Source organism: Cylindrospermum stagnale PCC 7417 (assembly GCF_000317535.1).
Classification (GTDB): Bacteria; Cyanobacteriota; Cyanobacteriia; order Cyanobacteriales; family Nostocaceae; genus Cylindrospermum; species Cylindrospermum stagnale.
Genome location: NC_019757.1, coordinates 482227 through 498226, shown reverse-complemented (window position 1 = coordinate 498226; position 16000 = coordinate 482227). Strand labels below are relative to the sequence as shown.

Annotated in this window: 9 protein-coding genes; 4 read left to right on the top strand and 5 right to left on the bottom strand. The window is 43.7% G+C overall.

Features of this window, described 5'->3' with window-relative positions; translation table 11 throughout:
* Window positions 1–3945, top strand: a complete 3945-nt coding sequence (locus CYLST_RS02195) for a hypothetical protein (RefSeq protein ID WP_015206066.1) — start codon at window positions 1–3, stop codon at window positions 3943–3945.
* Window positions 3946–4043: 98 nt separating this feature from the next.
* On the opposite strand, the gene CYLST_RS02190 is transcribed toward CYLST_RS02195, so the two are convergent.
* The 4 genes from CYLST_RS02190 to CYLST_RS02175 form a co-directional block, all read right to left on the bottom strand.
* Window positions 4044–5339 carry a sensor histidine kinase gene (locus CYLST_RS02190; RefSeq protein ID WP_015206065.1) on the bottom strand — a complete coding sequence of 432 codons (1296 nt, stop codon included), beginning with the start codon at window positions 5337–5339 and terminating at the stop codon, window positions 4044–4046.
* 196 nt (window positions 5340–5535) lie between these two features.
* Window positions 5536–7215: an ATP-binding protein gene (locus CYLST_RS02185; protein ID WP_015206064.1), complete on the bottom strand. Its 1680-nt coding sequence runs from the start codon at window positions 7213–7215 to the stop codon at window positions 5536–5538.
* 5 nt (window positions 7216–7220) lie between these two features.
* Window positions 7221–8369, bottom strand: a complete 1149-nt coding sequence (locus CYLST_RS02180; RefSeq protein ID WP_015206063.1) for an FIST signal transduction protein — start codon at window positions 8367–8369, stop codon at window positions 7221–7223.
* 114 nt (window positions 8370–8483) lie between these two features.
* Window positions 8484–9428 carry an NAD-dependent epimerase/dehydratase family protein gene (locus CYLST_RS02175; RefSeq protein ID WP_015206062.1) on the bottom strand — a complete coding sequence of 315 codons (945 nt, stop codon included), beginning with the start codon at window positions 9426–9428 and terminating at the stop codon, window positions 8484–8486.
* Between the two features lie 510 nt (window positions 9429–9938).
* Between CYLST_RS02175 and purD the strand changes: the two genes are divergently transcribed.
* Both purD and nblS read left to right on the top strand, forming a co-directional pair.
* Entirely contained in the window at window positions 9939–11225 is a 1287-nt protein-coding gene (gene purD, locus CYLST_RS02170; RefSeq protein ID WP_015206061.1) for a phosphoribosylamine--glycine ligase, read from the top strand.
* A 177-nt stretch (window positions 11226–11402) separates the two neighbouring features.
* Window positions 11403–13376: a two-component system sensor histidine kinase NblS gene (gene nblS, locus CYLST_RS02165; protein WP_015206060.1), complete on the top strand. Its 1974-nt coding sequence runs from the start codon at window positions 11403–11405 to the stop codon at window positions 13374–13376.
* 180 nt (window positions 13377–13556) lie between these two features.
* On the opposite strand, the gene CYLST_RS02160 is transcribed toward nblS, so the two are convergent.
* Window positions 13557–13928 (bottom strand): zinc ribbon domain-containing protein, encoded by a 372-nt coding sequence (locus tag CYLST_RS02160; RefSeq protein WP_015206059.1) that lies wholly within the window; start codon window positions 13926–13928, stop codon window positions 13557–13559.
* A 537-nt stretch (window positions 13929–14465) separates the two neighbouring features.
* On the opposite strand from CYLST_RS02160, the gene CYLST_RS02155 reads away from it, so the two are divergent.
* Window positions 14466–15305 (top strand): hypothetical protein, encoded by an 840-nt coding sequence (locus CYLST_RS02155; RefSeq protein ID WP_015206058.1) that lies wholly within the window; start codon window positions 14466–14468, stop codon window positions 15303–15305.
* Window positions 15306–16000 lie beyond the last annotated feature (695 nt).

Genomic DNA, 16000 nt, shown 5'->3' with positions numbered 1-16000 from the left:
ATGTCATCACCCCTTGACCGTCCGCTAAAAATTGAAGTTAAGCTCCCATCCTCCCATCCTCAATTATTAGAAGGACTGGATATCTGGCTGGGCTTGGGTTTGATATCTGATGCCCAAGTTAGGCAAGTATGCCGTGAGTTTCTTGTCTGTAAAGTGGTGTTACAACCCCAAGTTGCACCTGAACCCCGGTCAATAGCCAATTTTGACCCTGTCGAGAGGTTGCCTGTAGCGCCTTTAGCATCACCTAGACGATCGCGAACAGCGGGGCGTAGCCCATCGCCAGTTACACCAGTAAAGCCAGGGTCACCCAATTTTGTAACGACGATGTTGCAGTCGTTGGTGGCGGAATTAAGTGTCCGCTGGCTGCTTTTTTTAGGTTTGTTTTTGGTGGTGCTTTCTTCTGGGGTGCTGGCTGCGAGTCAGTGGGAAAGGTTCCCCCCGGCTGGACAATATGGGGTTTTGCTGGCTTATTCTTTGAGTTTTTGGGGTTTCAGTTTTTGGGCGGATAGGCAAAATAATCTCAGGTTGACGGCGCAGACATTGTTGATTGTGGCGCTGTTGTTGGTGCCTATCAATTTTTGGGCGATGGATAGCTTCAGGTTGTGGCAAAATCCGGTGAATTGGCTTGTAATTGCGATCGCAACTTTTGTCCTCTCCTGGATGACAATTTCACTCTGCAACAACCCCACAGTCAGAAATAATGCCCCTGTTGGTAAATTGCCGCTGGTAAATATTTTAGGGCTGAGTTATCTGCATTGGGGTTGGAATTTATCAGGATTTCCCTTAATTGCTGTTTATTTGGCGATGATCTGTACAACCATCATCACTGTTTATCAAAATCAGAATTTACCCAACTCCCAGGAAAATGAAGGTACACAGCGGACTCGATTAAATATAAGTTTATCCGCTACTGTAATTATTTATGCTTTGTTAGTGCTGCTGGTACGGTCGATTTTTGTGGCGGGGGTAGATGTTACTCAGTTGGGGTTAGCTATTGGTATTTGTGGTTGGTTGGTGACTTGGTTAGCCCAGAAGAACCGCACACCCAACCCCTCTCCGCTTGCAGAGAGGGGGGTAAGAGAATCTTCATCTATCCCTGATTTACTCTGGCAAAGACTTGGCGAAATTCTGCTGTTTTTGGGTTGGATGGTTTCGGTGATCACTCAACCTTGGCAAGCAATTGTTGTGAGTGGGTTAGGTTTGTGGGTTTTCAGTCGTCGCTTACAGCGGGATAGTTTGCAAAATGATTTAGCGGCTATTTTCTTTATTGGCTTACAGACGATTTGGTTGGGTTGGCGGTTAGTACCTACTGAATTACAGCAAACGGCGATCGCCATTGGCACTAATCTCACCAATTCGCAAAATGCACCATGGGCGTTATTGAGTCTCGCTTTATTTCCCTACATAATTTTCATGGTGGCGCTAACAGATCGCCTACATCGCGCCCAAAAACGGGAATTAGCTATTTTTGGCGAACAGTTAACGCTGTTGTTGGGGGTTTGCTTAACAACGATTGCTTTCATAAATCCCACATTGCGATCGCTAAATCTGCTATTTTCTACGATCACTTTAGCGATCGTTACTCAACGCCGCCCCGCTTCACCTCCTCCTCTGGTATACCTGACTCACATCACAGGAGTATTAACGCTTTGTTCAATCATCAATTGGCTGTTACCAACCCTGAGTAGAGAACTTTGGGCGAGTATTTTGTTAGTCGTGATGTTGGCAGAATGGGGATTTAGCCTTGGGGAAGGATTATGGCGGCGTAGTGGCTGGTATATCGGTTTAGGACTTGCTACGGTTAGTTTTGCCCTCTTGGCGGGAAATCTAGAATTAGTCTGGAATAGCGTTATTTATTTCCAAGACTATTGGGGAATTATTTGGCTAATTACACCTTTAGCACTTACAGGTTTAGCCAGTCGCACCACAGCATCTAATCGCACTACGAATAGTTTTTTGAGCCTTTTGGCTGTGGGAGTTGCCCAGTTACTAACTTTACCCACAGCGCAAACTAGATTAATTGGTTTGGGTGCGGCTGTGGTGGTGATGTTCTTGAATACGCGCTATTTAAGGAACCAAATATCTGCGGCAATTACCATCGGTTACTCTTTGAGTTTTATCGGGGCGCTGCTGTGGGCGGTTGTGCCACAGTTAGGGTTAGGGGGTTGGTTTGTTGTTGGCGCTTTGGCAATTTTAAGTTTATGGTTAGGGCGTACCGCATTAATCCGACAAGGTAGTGAATTAGCCGTAATTTATGCAGAAGCAAGTGATAAATGGGCGATCGCATTTTGTGGCTTTGAGTTATTCACCCTGACACTGCACTCAGTCCTACTTTACCAAGGGTTTGCTACCACCGGAATTCTCTACTTAATCGCCACAGCCATCACCTTGGGGGCGATTATTTATCGCAGTTGGCGAGAAACAACAAACCGAGCATTTTACGCCATTGGTTGGTGTTTAGAGTTATTAGTTGTCCAAGGGTTAGGGTTTGGGGAATACTCAATTATCAGAATAGCGATCGCCAATATTGCCCTAGGTTTAGCAACGCAGTTTTTCGGAGAATGGTGGCAGCGGCGATACCAATTAGACAGATTGCCCAGTAGTCTCCACATTTTACCGCTAATTTATGCAGCCTTCAGTGTCTTGCTGCGGTTTAGCACCTTCACCGACTGGACAGGTTTTTCTACCTTAGGTGTAGCTTTAATTATCATTGGCGTAGGGCGACGCCGCGAAAGCTTCAAACCCATGCTTTACCTGGGAATCATTGGCGTCTCAATTTCTGCCTATGAACTTTTGTTTTATCAAATGTCCCAAGCCACGGGCGGCGCATTAGGTGATGGATTGATTGCCATGTCAGCCCTTGGTGCTAGCATCATGTATGCCTACCGCATCTTATCCCCTTGGCTAATCAGCTACCTTTGCCTAACTCCCCAAGAACTCAAAGGCATCGCCCATCTGCATTGGGGTTGGAGTAGTTGCTTATTCATCGCTGCCACTACAGTAGACATCCAAGCTAACCAATATGTGGGATTGGCAACAGGAGCATTTTTGATGTGTTATGCCTTATGGCAGGGTAGAAGAAATTCTTTAAATTCCCCAGAAGCAAGGGTGTGGGGACTGACAATCGATGAAATTTGGGTTTACCTGGGTTTGATAGAAGCAGGTGTCATCAGTATTTATTCGCAAGATTTGCCTGTACTACGTGTGTTAGCTCAACAGTTGCTTCCTTGGCAAGGTGTATTAGCCTGCATAGTCGCCTACTTCTTCTACATCCTACCTTGGGAACGTTTGGGTTGGTCAAAAACACCTTGGCAAAGAGCCGCATACATCTTGCCACTGATAATTTTATGGCAAACCAGACAGGAAATTTCTCCCATCACCTTAGTCATCACTGCTGGCTTTTACATCTTTCTCGCCAAGAGAACAGCACAATTCCGGTTTACTTATCTCAGCGTAGCCTCGATTGATTGGGCGTTATTTTCCTGGTTTGATAATTTTTTCCGCTTGACTGATCCTTTGTGGTACGTCACACCCATCGGCTTATCTCTGCTATATATTGCCCAAGTAGATCCCCAATTGACACCACGAGAATCTAAAGTAAGTCGCCATAACCTGCGAATGTTAGGCGGTGGCGTAATTTGTGGTTGGGCAATTTTATTTCATCAAGACACAGCCTTGATACCGGGAATTTTCAGCCTCATCGCCATATTTGCCGGATTAGCCTTGAGAGTGCGGGCTTTTCTCTACGTTGGCACAGCCACATTTTTGATCACCAGTATTTATCAAATGGTGCTTTTCAGCTTCCAATATTCCTTTCTAAAATGGATTGTTGGCTTGCTAGTCGGCATCCTACTAATTTACATCGCTGCCAATTTTGAAACCCGTCGTGCCCAAATAAGTATACTACTTCGCAACGCCAGTGAGGAATTTCAGCAATGGGAATAGTTAAACAGGAAGTGAATGTCAAAAAAAATATTTATCAATAAGTGAGAAAGCATTTGTGTGGCTAATTTATCTCAGACAGATGCCGATATTTATCCCGCTTAAATCGAACTCAGATTGATGATAAATTCGCTGCCCTGACCAGGTACAGACCTCACATCAAGTGCTCCGCCATGTTTTTCTACTACGATTTGCTGGGAAATTGCCAACCCTAAACCTGTTCCTTTGCCGACAGCTTTGGTGGTAAATAATTGCTCAAAAATGTGCTGCTTTACTTCCTCGGATATGCCAATGCCGTTGTCCTGAATCCGAATTACCACTTGCTGGCGGTCTGGGCTTAGTTCTGTTTGAATCTTAATCCAGTTGGGATGGGCTTTGATGTGATCAAAACTGCGTTCTACATTGCCTTCTTCTATGGCATCGATTGCATTTGCCAGGATATTCATGAATACTTGGTTTAACTGTCCGGGGAAACATTTGACTAGCGGTAATTGTCCGTATTCTCTGATGACTTTAATCGCCGGACGCCGTTCATTGGCGTTGAGACGATATTTGAGAATCTGGACTGTGCTATCGATGCCGTCATGGATATTGAAAGGAATTTTGCAGTCCTGATCACCACGGGAGAAGGTACGAAGAGACGTGCTAATGTTTTGAATGCGATCGCATCCTAGCTTCATCGATAAAATCATATGTGGTAAGTCTGCCAGCAAATATTCTAGGTCAATTTTTTCAGCATTGCGTTCAATAGCCTTTCCTGGATGGGGAAATGTTTCTTGATACAGACGCAGATGTCCCAGCAGATCTTTAAATGCCAGCTTTACCTGGTCGAGATTGCCGACAATATAACCTATAGGGTTATTAATCTCATGAGCGATTCCCGCTACCAACTGTCCCAGAGTAGACATTTTTTCCTGCTTCACCAATTGCACCTGTGCTTTTTGCAAATCTGCCGTGCGTTCTTGAACTAGTTGCTCTAGCGATTCATTTGTCTTTTGTAAGGCATGACTGAGAAACCGCAGTTGCAGATGCACTTTCACGCGGGCTAAAACTTCTTCTTGCTCAAAGGGTTTGGTGATGTAATCTGCCGCACCAGCTGATAAGCCTTTAACTTTGCTATTGGTATCGGTGAGAGCAGTCATAAAGATCACCGGAATGTCTTGAGTCAGCGAATTCGATTTGAGTTGGCGGCAGGTTTCAAAGCCATCTATCCCTGGCATCATCACATCTAGTAAGATCAGATCAGGTAGCTTGCGTTGCACCTGCTCTAAAGCTTCTTCTCCATCTGTGGCAATACGGACACTCAACCCAAGTTCTTTGAGTGCTTGTTTGAGCACCAACAGATTGGTGGGGTTATCATCGACTAGCAAGATTGATGCAGTAGAAACATCTAACATGATGAATGAAATTTTGGGTGCATAAGAAGCTGAATCTAGCAGTGTCAATCAATTTTAGATTGCCGATTTTAGATTGACCCCTTACCTGAAAGCAGGGGCTGGAAAATTGGGAATGCGCTAGCCCAAACCACTGCTCCAAAGCCTGATTTTTTGATTCCTCGTCTTCCTCTCGGTTGGGCAGACTGAAGATGAGAATTCAGGGGTTGCTAGTGCCTCCCTGGGTCAGTCCACATGGTAGATACTGAGATAGAGATTGCTTTAAGAAATCCTTAATCTGTTTAAGTTGGCAGCTTTCTGCCATTTGGATCACCTGTTGAGTAAAATCTGTATATTCAGGATGCGCTAATTTGAGTGTTGCCGCTTCAGTGAAAACAGCATCAATTTCTCCATCCTGAGCTAATTCGTATAAGCAATTCAAAATTTCTGGAGATGGTAGCAGCATTGAAGTTAGATGAGTATCAGGCGATCGCGTTGTATGAGAAATGGGCATCAACTCGGTTTGGTCATATATCCAGGTTAAATTCAGGTGTTTGCCAATCAGTTCCAACATCAGACTAGCCTGCACAGGTTTAGGTAAAAAAGCATCCGCTCCACCATCTAAGCACCTACTTTGATCAGCATCAAATACACTAGCAGAAGATGCGATCGCCACCACGTTTTGGAGTTGGGGCGACTGCCGCAAATGCTTCAGCAGATCCAAGCCATGCATCATCGGCATAGACAAATCTGTAATCACCAAATCAGGGAGTATTTCCAGAGCTTTTTCGAGTCCTGCTTGACCATCCTCGGCTTCCACCACTTCAAAGCCAATCGGTTCCAGTAAGTTGACAATCACCGAGCGGTTTTCCCATTTGTCATCCACCACAAGTATCTGGCGTTTCGTCCCTTGATAGCCAACGATTGTGCCTGGTTGAGCCGTTATGGATGCGATCGCCCAATTTTGAGCCACAGCAACCTCTAGGTCAAACCAAAAAGTACTGCCCAAATTCTCTGTACTTTGCACCATGATTTGGCTACCCATCATAGCTAAAATCTTCAGGCTAATCGCCAGCCCCAAGCCAGTTCCTTCGGTTTGCTTTTCGGCACTCCCGAATTGTTCAAAGGGCAAAAAGATTTTTTCTAACTCCTCAGGACTCATCCCAACACCCGTATCAATCACTTCAAAGCGTAGCTGCTGCCAAAATTCAGCCCCAGATGGCGACACCTGAGTTTTAACCCTAAACGTGACGCTGCCCCGATCAGTAAATTTGATCGCGTTGCTCAACAGGTTGATCAACACTTGTCTTAAGCGTTTTTCATCCGCCCGAATTCCTGTGGGTAATTGAGTATTAGCTTCATAAACAAAGGCAATTCCTTTCTCCTCGGCTCGCACCCGACAAATTTCCACCACCCCTTGCAAAAAGGAAGGCAAGTGAAACGTAGTTAAATCAAGTTCCAGCTTACGAGCTTCTATCTTAGACAAATCCAAGATATCGTTAATCAAAGTCAGCAGGTGAGAACCGCACTCATAGATGACGTTAACGCCAAATTTATCTTTCTCATTCAGCATTTTAGAACGTTGCAGAATCTGCACATATCCCAGAATGCCGTTGAGTGGCGTCCGTAATTCGTGGCTCATATTGGCTAAAAATTCACTTTTAGCCTCATTAGCTTTATCAGCCGCGATTTTTGCCGCTTCTAGCTGAATTTTATGCTCCTCCAGCTTGGACTGAGATTCCCGCAACTCCTGATTTGATTGCCTGAGCAGTGATTGTCGCTTGTCAATTGTTTCTTCTAAGCGAATGCGATCGGCAGCCGAGCGTTCTAACTTCTTCTTGAGAATCCGATTTTCTTTTTCTAGCTCTTTGAACTTATTCTCATAGTCAACTTCTGGCATATTCCCTACTTCACCCCTAACAACAACGTGACAAACGTCTCGTTGTGGAAATAAGTTTCACTCTGTGGTTCCAGTGGTGCTAGCTCACCATAAGAATAAAACCCGCAACAAGGTAAATTTTTGGCGAGACCTGCTTTAATTGTCTGGTATTCCCCTTGAGTGCGAGTGCCCAAAAGATGACGTCGCGCTGCACAAGAAATCAAAACAGCCGCCATCGGTTCCTTCCCTGGATAACTCTCTAAAGCTTTTCGGAATGAAGTTTCCGATGCTAACACCAGTTCTTCACGACTAGCTTCCAACATTTGAACATTGACAAGAGCGGGGATATCAGTGAAAAATCTAATACTGCCCGTATGTTCATCGTAACCATTAGGCGCTCTCATAAAATATCTTTGGCCACTTGGTTCATAGACAGCCAGTGGATACTCATCGGATGGGGGAGCACCTAGGTAATAAAGATAAAACTCCAAAGCAGGTTTACCATCAATTTCATAGAGAATATTCCGATCAACTTTAGTGGCAACTCCTACTTTGCCGATAGTTTTCCACCCCCCTGCCATACCAGATGAAAACAACAAGTCTCCAGCGAAAAGCAAAATCGGCACTGAATCACTCAAAACCTCACCATTGAAAAATTGGTACGTATGCTTCATCCGCTGTTGATCAGCAGTCGTGCCCCCAATGATCAGGGTGTTTTCACCTAGTGCTTGCTTTAAGCCATCTAAAATCCCCACACCGCTTGTGGTAAGGCTCTCTGGCACTGTCAAACATAGTTTGGTTTCTAATTTACTTTTACGCTGTGCGTCTTCAACAGCCTGTTGAGTGGCAGCAATCGGATCTGTTGATACTCCTCGTCCCAGTCCGGCATGAATTTTCACCTGATCCGAGCAGAATACCATCAAGGTGACAGAATCTTGCTGGTAATTTAGCACTGAAGACATTTCTCCATCCGTCGTCCCCCCAATCAACTCCATCCCGGAAAAGACATTCTGAATCCGTTCCAGAATCAGGGAATGATCAAAGTCAATCGCTGTGAAGAGAATACCTGCTTGCGGCACTTCACCTCCTAGAGATTGGCTGCATTGCTCGATAACTTCGTCAATGGCGGCTAATGCATCCGGATCAATGCTGTGACCTACGGCAACTTTTAACATAGCTTGTCAGTAATCCTGCGATATTGTCCATTACATAATCTCGCTCACAAACAGCCTCCCATATCCAATTCCCTACCCACATTTGGATGATTCAGCCAAGGAATGGTAAAAGCTTTACAACTTCTTAACCCATTGCCATTCCTGCGTCAAACCATCTCTCAAAGATACTTGCGGCTGATATCCGAGAATTTTTCTCGCCTTAGAGATATCAGCAGCGGTATGACGAGCATCTCCCATCGCCTTTTCTATGTAGTTTCTTTTGATGGGTTTGCCAACAATTTCTGCTATTGTGTCGAGAACTTCTGCTAAAACAACCCGGCTACCGCCACCAATGTTGAAGATTTGCCCCACTGCTGCGGGTGTGCTGGCAGCGGCTAAATTGGCAGCAATGAGATCACTGACAAATGTAAAGTCACGCGTTTGCTGTCCATCACCATAAATAGGAATCGCTTCATCTTCCAAAACGGCGCGAAAAAATTTATGAAACGCCATATCTGGGCGCTGTCGGGGTCCATAAACTGTGAAATAGCGTAATGACACACAGGGCACACCAAAGTTTTTGTGATATATTCCACACAAACGTTCAGCTGCTAGCTTTGTAACACCGTAAGGAGAAACTGGTAGGGGGATAATTTCCTCGTGGGTGGGTAATGTTTCCGCATCACCATATACACTAGATGAAGAGGCAAATACTAAACTTTTCAGGTGTTGAGCATCTTTTGCTGCTTCTAGCAAAACTTGTGTAGCGTTAATGTTCTGTTCGGTATAAGTACGAAATCCCTGACCCCAACTCGCCCTGACTCCAGCTTGTGCCGCCTGATGATAAACTACCTCAACATTTTTTAGCAGTGTCGGCAAATCTAATAATTGAATATTTCCTTCAATTAAGCTGAAGCCTGGTAAACAGTTTAAAGCTGCAATATTTTTTCGCTTGAATACAGGATCGTAGTAATCATTAAATTCATCAATGCCAATTACTTCTTCTCCCTGTAGCAATAGTTTTTCGACAAGGTGCGAGCCAATAAAACCTGCGGCTCCAGTAACGATAATTTTAGCCATGTTCCCGGTCTTTTTAAGATTTTCTGCTTTCCAATATTCACAGGCTAATACTAGCTACCAATAATCGCTATTACTTCATAGTTATTTTAAACTTAACTATTTTCAAGCTTAAAAAAACATAGCAAACACTGGAAGAATTGAATTAATTAGTGTGAATTTCAGTTGTTTTTCAGGATATTAGGGTCTAATACCCATTCGTCTGCACGTAGAAAAGTGATTCAGTCGGAGTTTACATCCCCTTATGTAACAGTCTTCTATTTTTAATTCTTAATTTTTAATTCTTAATTGTTTATTAATGCCAACCATAAATGTACCAAATTACCGGGATCAATGCTAAAAGCAAATTCAGCATAAAATATAGTAGCGAAAGCTGGCAGCTAGTGGGAGCAGCCGTGGTTAAACTTAGAAATAAGGTGACGGGGCTTGCATAAGCAGGAGGATTGATGAAAAAATTGATCCGCGAGTAGCCCTAAGGCATTCTCGTTTCGCAAGGGACGCACGAGGAAATAAGTGAAAGTTTTAGTTGTTGGTAACGGGGGGCGCGAACACGCTCTGGCATGGAAACTGCTGCAATCTCAGCAAATTGAGCAAGTTATCTGTGTGCCAGGAAATGGGGGTACGGCAAGCATGGAACGTTGCCAAAACTTGCCCCTAGCGGTAGATGACTTTGAGGGCATCAGCCAAGTTGCATTGGCACATGGCATCTCTCTGGTGGTAGTTGGGCCTGAGGTGCCGTTGGCAAAGGGAATTACAGACTATCTCCAAAGCCAAGGACTGATGGTATTTGGCCCAGTGAGGGCAGGAGCGCTCCTTGAGGCGAGTAAGGCTTGGGCTAAAGCCCTGATGCAGGAAGCGGGGATTCCGACGGCACGGGCGGCGGTATTTACGGAGGCAGCAGCAGCAAAGTCTTATGTGAAAGCTATGGGGGCGCCAATTGTTGTCAAGGCTGATGGCTTGGCTGCTGGTAAGGGTGTGACGGTTGCCGAAACCCTAGCACAGGCAGAGAGTGCGATTGATGCTATTTTTCAGGGGCAGTTTGGCAGTGCAGGAAATTTTGTCGTTATTGAAGAATGTTTGATTGGGCAAGAGGTTTCGGTTTTAGCCCTGACTGATGGGTTAACAATTCGACCTTTGTTGCCTGCTCAAGATCATAAACGGATTGGTGAGGGCGATACGGGAGAAAATACTGGTGGGATGGGAGTTTATGCCCCAGCGCCCATTGCGACACCTGAGTTGATGGCACGTGTGCAAACAGAAGTATTAGAAAGAGCGATCGCTACTTTAAGAACTAGGGGCATTGACTACAGAGGGGTATTGTATGCTGGGTTGATGATTGCACCCAATGGCGAATTTAAAGTTTTGGAATTTAACTGTCGTTTTGGCGATCCGGAAACGCAAGTGATTCTACCGCTATTGGCAACACCCCTAGAAGATTTAATTTTGGCCTGTGTTCAACAACGTTTAGGAGAAATGCCGCCGATTGCTTGGAAAGGGGGGGCTGCTGCCACTGTGGTTGCTGCTTCAGGCGGTTATCCTGGGGAATACGAGAAAGGTAAGGTGATTACTGGCATTAAAGAGGCAGAGGCCGCAGGCGCAACTGTATTTCATGCTGGCACGAAGTTAAACCAGCAACACCAAGCAGTGACAGATGGGGGCAGAGTTTTAAATGTCACGGGAACTGGCGAAAATTTTGAGCAAGCGATCGCACAAGCTTATGCTGGAATCAAATATATTCAGTTTGAGGGGATGTATTACCGTAGAGATATCGGTTACAGAGTCTTAAGTCTTAAGTCCTGAGTCCTGAGCGGGGGAGTATTGAGTGCTGCGTGGGGAGTGCTGAGTTAGCAGTTAGTAGTTATCCCATCTCCCAATCTCCCCATCTCTTGATCTCCCCCCTAACATATTTATCAAATTAACTGTTAATTTTTTAGTTGTTGGGGTTGACAAAAAAAACTACTAACAACTTTATTCAAGATGCTAGCTTTTTTAACAACAATCCGAGAAGCCTTCGCCAAAGGCGTGTCGAAAACACTCGCCAATTGGTGGTCGGAGTTTACCCTCCAAACCAAGCTTTTGGCTGTCGCCACTTTAGTAGTTTCGTTGGTGATGAGCGGTCTGACTTTCTGGGCGGTGAATACAATTCAGCAGGATGCACGTCTGAATGACACCCGCTTTGGTCGTGACCTGGGACTGCTGCTAGCTGCCAATGTGGCCCCGCTAATTGCTAACAACAATCTCAGCGAAGTGTCCCAATTTTCCCAACGTTTCTACAGCAGCACCTCAAGCGTGCGTTATATGCTCTACGCTGATCAAACAGGAAAAATATTTTTTGGAATTCCTTTTTGGGAAGCGGAAGTAGAAAATTCCCTAACTATTGAGCGGCGGATACAACTGCCAGAAGATTACCCCGGTGATGGGGAAAAGCCAATGGTACGGCAACACATGACCCCAGATGGGGTAGTTACCGATGTGTTTGTGCCCCTAATCGTCGATAAAAAATATTTAGGTGTGTTGGCGATCGGCATCAACCCCAACCAGACAGCAGTCATCTCCACCAATTTCACCCGTGATGTGACGATCGCCGTTTTCATCACGATTTGGGTAATGGTGATTTTGGCAGGAGTAATTAACGCTTTGACGATCACCAAACCGATTAAAGAACTACTGGTGGGAGTCAAACAAATTGCTGCCGGCAATTTCCAGCAGCGAATTGACTTACCCCTAGGGGGCGAACTAGGAGAGTTGATTTTAAGCTTTAATGACATGGCCCAGCGGTTGGAAAGTTATGACGAGCAAAATATTGAGGAAATTACCGCAGAAAAAGCCAAGTTAGAAACTTTAGTTTCCACCATCGCCGATGGTGCCGTACTGATCGACAATAATATGCAAGTGATTTTAGTCAACCCCACAGCGCGGCGAATTTTTGGCTGGGAAGGGGAGGACGTGGTGGGTAGCAATGTGTTGTATCACTTGCCCCCATCAGTGCAAATGGAAATCACCCGCCCATTATATGAGATGGCAGCAGGCGATCGCGAAAGCGCCGAGTTCCGCATCCCCATTAACCTACCAGCCAAGCGCACACTCCGCATTCTCTTGACTACAGTACTCAATCTCCAACGAGAAAGTATCAAAGGCATTGCCATCACCGTTCAAGATATAACCCGCGAGGTCGAACTAAACGAGGCAAAAAGCCAATTTATCAGCAACGTTTCTCACGAACTACGAACGCCATTATTTAACATCAAAACCTATATCGAAACCCTGCACGATTACGGCGAAGACTTGCGTGTAGAAGAACGGCAGGAATTTCTCCAAACCGTCAACCATGAAACTGACCGCCTAACCCGCTTAGTTAACGATGTTTTGGATTTATCAAAACTCGAATCTGGTCGCAACTACAGCTTCGATGGCGTGGATTTGTCCCAAGCAATCGAGCAAACACTACGAACTTACCAACTCAATGCTAAAGATAAAGGCATTGAACTTATTCAAGAACTTGCCCCTAACTTGCCCCTAGTCGTCGGTAATTATGATTTATTGGTGCAAGTATTCGGTAATCTGATTGGGAATTCTCTCAAATTCACCCAGGCAGGAGGCAAAGTAGCGATTCGCGCCTACCAGCTAGATCCCAAACCCAGCGAACACAATCAGTCATCAATTGTACGCATTGAAATCGCCGACACGGGAATTGGCATTGCTCCAGAAGACCAGCAGTCAATTTTTGACCGCTTCTTCCGCGTAGAAAATCGAGTTCACACCCTGGAAGGCACTGGTTTAGGTCTATCGATTGTCAGAAATATCATCGACAGACATCACAGTAAAGTTAATTTGGTGAGTGAAGTCGGCGTCGGCACCACTTTTTGGTTCGACTTAGACGTGTTTAACGAACAAGTAATCCCCAAGGTGGTTGAATCTACTCTAGAAACACCGGAAATCACCACAGTTTAACTATTTCGCTCGTTACTGGAGACTGGTAGCAGGGTGCAGGGAGACAAAAGAGACAAAGAGCGATCGTTAAAAAAGTCTCTTTCTCGTCTCCTCCAATTACCAATTACCAATTACCAATTACCAATTACCAATTACCAATTACCAATTACCAATTACCAATTACCAATTACCCAATCTTGGTCAAGATTTTGACAGAGCAATCAGCAAACAAACCAATAATAAACCTAGTAGCAGCAGTAAAGCCTGATGGCGTTTAATCCAGCTTTTTACAGTTGCACCAAAGCTGCTACTATGATGCTGCTGTTGCAACTCTAACTTGCTCTCTTCCAAATTTTGGTAGAGAGTACATTCTTTGGCATAAGGACGTTGGGGAAAGTTGCAGGTATCATCAACATGATAAGTACAACTGTCACACAGATACCCGCCCTTAGTAGCGCGATGCAAGGGAATGCCGGGATGTCCATAAGCTTTGAGAGTTATACGGCAATGAGGGCAAGTAATAGCCTGACTGTCAATGAGTTGATGGCAACGAGAACAAGATACAGTAGCCAAAACCTGAAGGCAATAGGTAAGTAATTCTTCTAATTCTAGCCATTTACAAGCAAAAAGGGATTCGCGGAATTCAAAATTTCCTGATTCAAAATTTCTGAACCCCTTTTTTTATCAGCTTTCCACCTCTTGTCAGCAAGTAAACAGATTTTCGGTGTTGAGCACTAAATAACTCCGTAGAAATCAGATTTTTGGGATCTGGTGCATAATTCTTGGACATCCAGGTGAAATATTTAACAGTATATTCGCAACTTAGTCGAAGACAGCGCTTGTTTGCTTGCTACTTGAGATTATTGAGCACTCTCAAGTAGACGTCTGCTGGGAAAGAATGTAGAGACTTTGCATGCAACGCCCCTACAAGGGTTCTGCATCAAGCAATACGATGGAGAGCATATTTTTTGAGCTAAATTACCAATTTAATATTATTTATTAGCAATAAGCTTGACATGCTACTAGTCCATTTCAGTCCTTAGCTGGATTACTTTTTAGAGGAACGAAGTTTAATTTAAAAATGGTTTTACAAATTAGGAAACTTTTTAAATGATTAAAAGCACAGCTAACGAAATAGTAGAGCAAATAAAAACTTTATTTCATAAAATAACCATAGGCATTATTTATGCTGAAGAGGTTTTAAAGAAAACCCAGCAAGTAAATTCAGCAGTAGAAGTCCAAATAGATAAGGCGGATCTAATTAAATTAGAGATTGCGGGGATTGCTGCTCATACTCAAGACATTGAGAGAGATATTCAGCAATGGCATCTTGAAATTCAAGACATTCATAATGATGCCCTCAGAAGATTATCTGAACTCACTAATCGAGAAAATTTAGATAATTTACAGCAAGAATTACATTCTGCTCGCGCCAAAATCAGTGATTTTAAAGAAAAACTAGCGGAAATTGATAAAAATTTACCACTGTTTCAAACGCAATTGAATCAAGATTTAAAATCAGTCCATCAATTAGCATCTCAAGTAGAAATAGACAAAAAAGAAGTAACTGAATTAGCTCAAAAGCTAGAAAGTAGAGTCAACCAAGTTATACAGTTACAATCAGATATAGAGCAACTGCTGAACACTGGATCTCGCCTAGAAACTATCAACTCAGAATTGTCTAATTTAACAATAGAAGTTAGAGCCGATAAAGAAGCGCTGCAAAAAATAAAAACAAATGTAGAGAGTATCAGTATTACAGCAGATAATTCCCTGTGGGAGCTACGCGGAGAAGTTGAGCGCCTGCGAGAACACATAGATCACAATTGCAGAGAGCTAGGACATAAGCTACAAATACAGCTAAAAAACCAACAACGCCTCGATAATTGGTTATTTAGCATTACATTTGGCGTCGCTTTTTTAGCTGTTACCTGGATACTGGGACGTTAGTTAGCTAAATTTGCTCATTCGTTGTAGCGCTGATGCTGAAGCATATTGTCACCGCTGCAATATCTGTCAGCATTTGAATCCCGTCAGCAAAATAATGAAATTAAAATAATAAGCTCGTAGTAAGGACTTTAGTCCTAAAAATGCCTGTAAAAACCGATAAATCGCTCACTGCAAACCAAATTTTTATTTGAAAATAAAAAAAAATACAGGTAGGATGCGTCCCCCGACGCATCAAATATATTTTCAAGCGAGAAAATTTTATTAAAATACGTTTTAAAACTTGTTGGTAATATATCAAAAAGCTTTAGATTCCCCCAACCCCCCTTAAAAAAGCTACGGTGTAAACACAAGTTTTCTAGAGTTTACCCACATCGTGTAGATCCCCCCAACCCCCCTTAAAAAGGGGGCAAGAAATTATGAAAGTCCACCTTGAAAATGGTGATTTAGGGGGATTTATATACGACTTGATATGTTAAAAAAGTCGTCTCAATCTTACTTATTTTTTCGTTATGTCATTATTTTTAGAGCCGTAAACTAAATCTTCTAAATGTTCTTTTGCTACTTTTTAAAATTGAGAAATGATGACAGGTTGGGGAATAGTGCCAGTAGCAATAAAATCAACTATTTCGTCATAAACTTTACTTGTCTTGACAGATGTAAGCTGAAAATTCTGTAATTTGCATACTATCATTTAA

Coding starts and splice junctions, on each gene's coding strand:
- CYLST_RS02195 (WP_015206066.1), top strand. CDS start 1: ATGTCATCACCCCTTGACCGTCCGCTAAAAATTGAAGTTAAGCTCCCA.
- CYLST_RS02190 (WP_015206065.1), bottom strand. CDS start 5,339: ATGTTAGATGTTTCTACTGCATCAATCTTGCTAGTCGATGATAACCCC.
- CYLST_RS02185 (WP_015206064.1), bottom strand. CDS start 7,215: ATGCCAGAAGTTGACTATGAGAATAAGTTCAAAGAGCTAGAAAAAGAA.
- CYLST_RS02180 (WP_015206063.1), bottom strand. CDS start 8,369: ATGTTAAAAGTTGCCGTAGGTCACAGCATTGATCCGGATGCATTAGCC.
- CYLST_RS02175 (WP_015206062.1), bottom strand. CDS start 9,428: ATGGCTAAAATTATCGTTACTGGAGCCGCAGGTTTTATTGGCTCGCAC.
- nblS (WP_015206060.1), top strand. CDS start 11,403: ATGCTAGCTTTTTTAACAACAATCCGAGAAGCCTTCGCCAAAGGCGTG.
- CYLST_RS02155 (WP_015206058.1), top strand. CDS start 14,466: ATGATTAAAAGCACAGCTAACGAAATAGTAGAGCAAATAAAAACTTTA.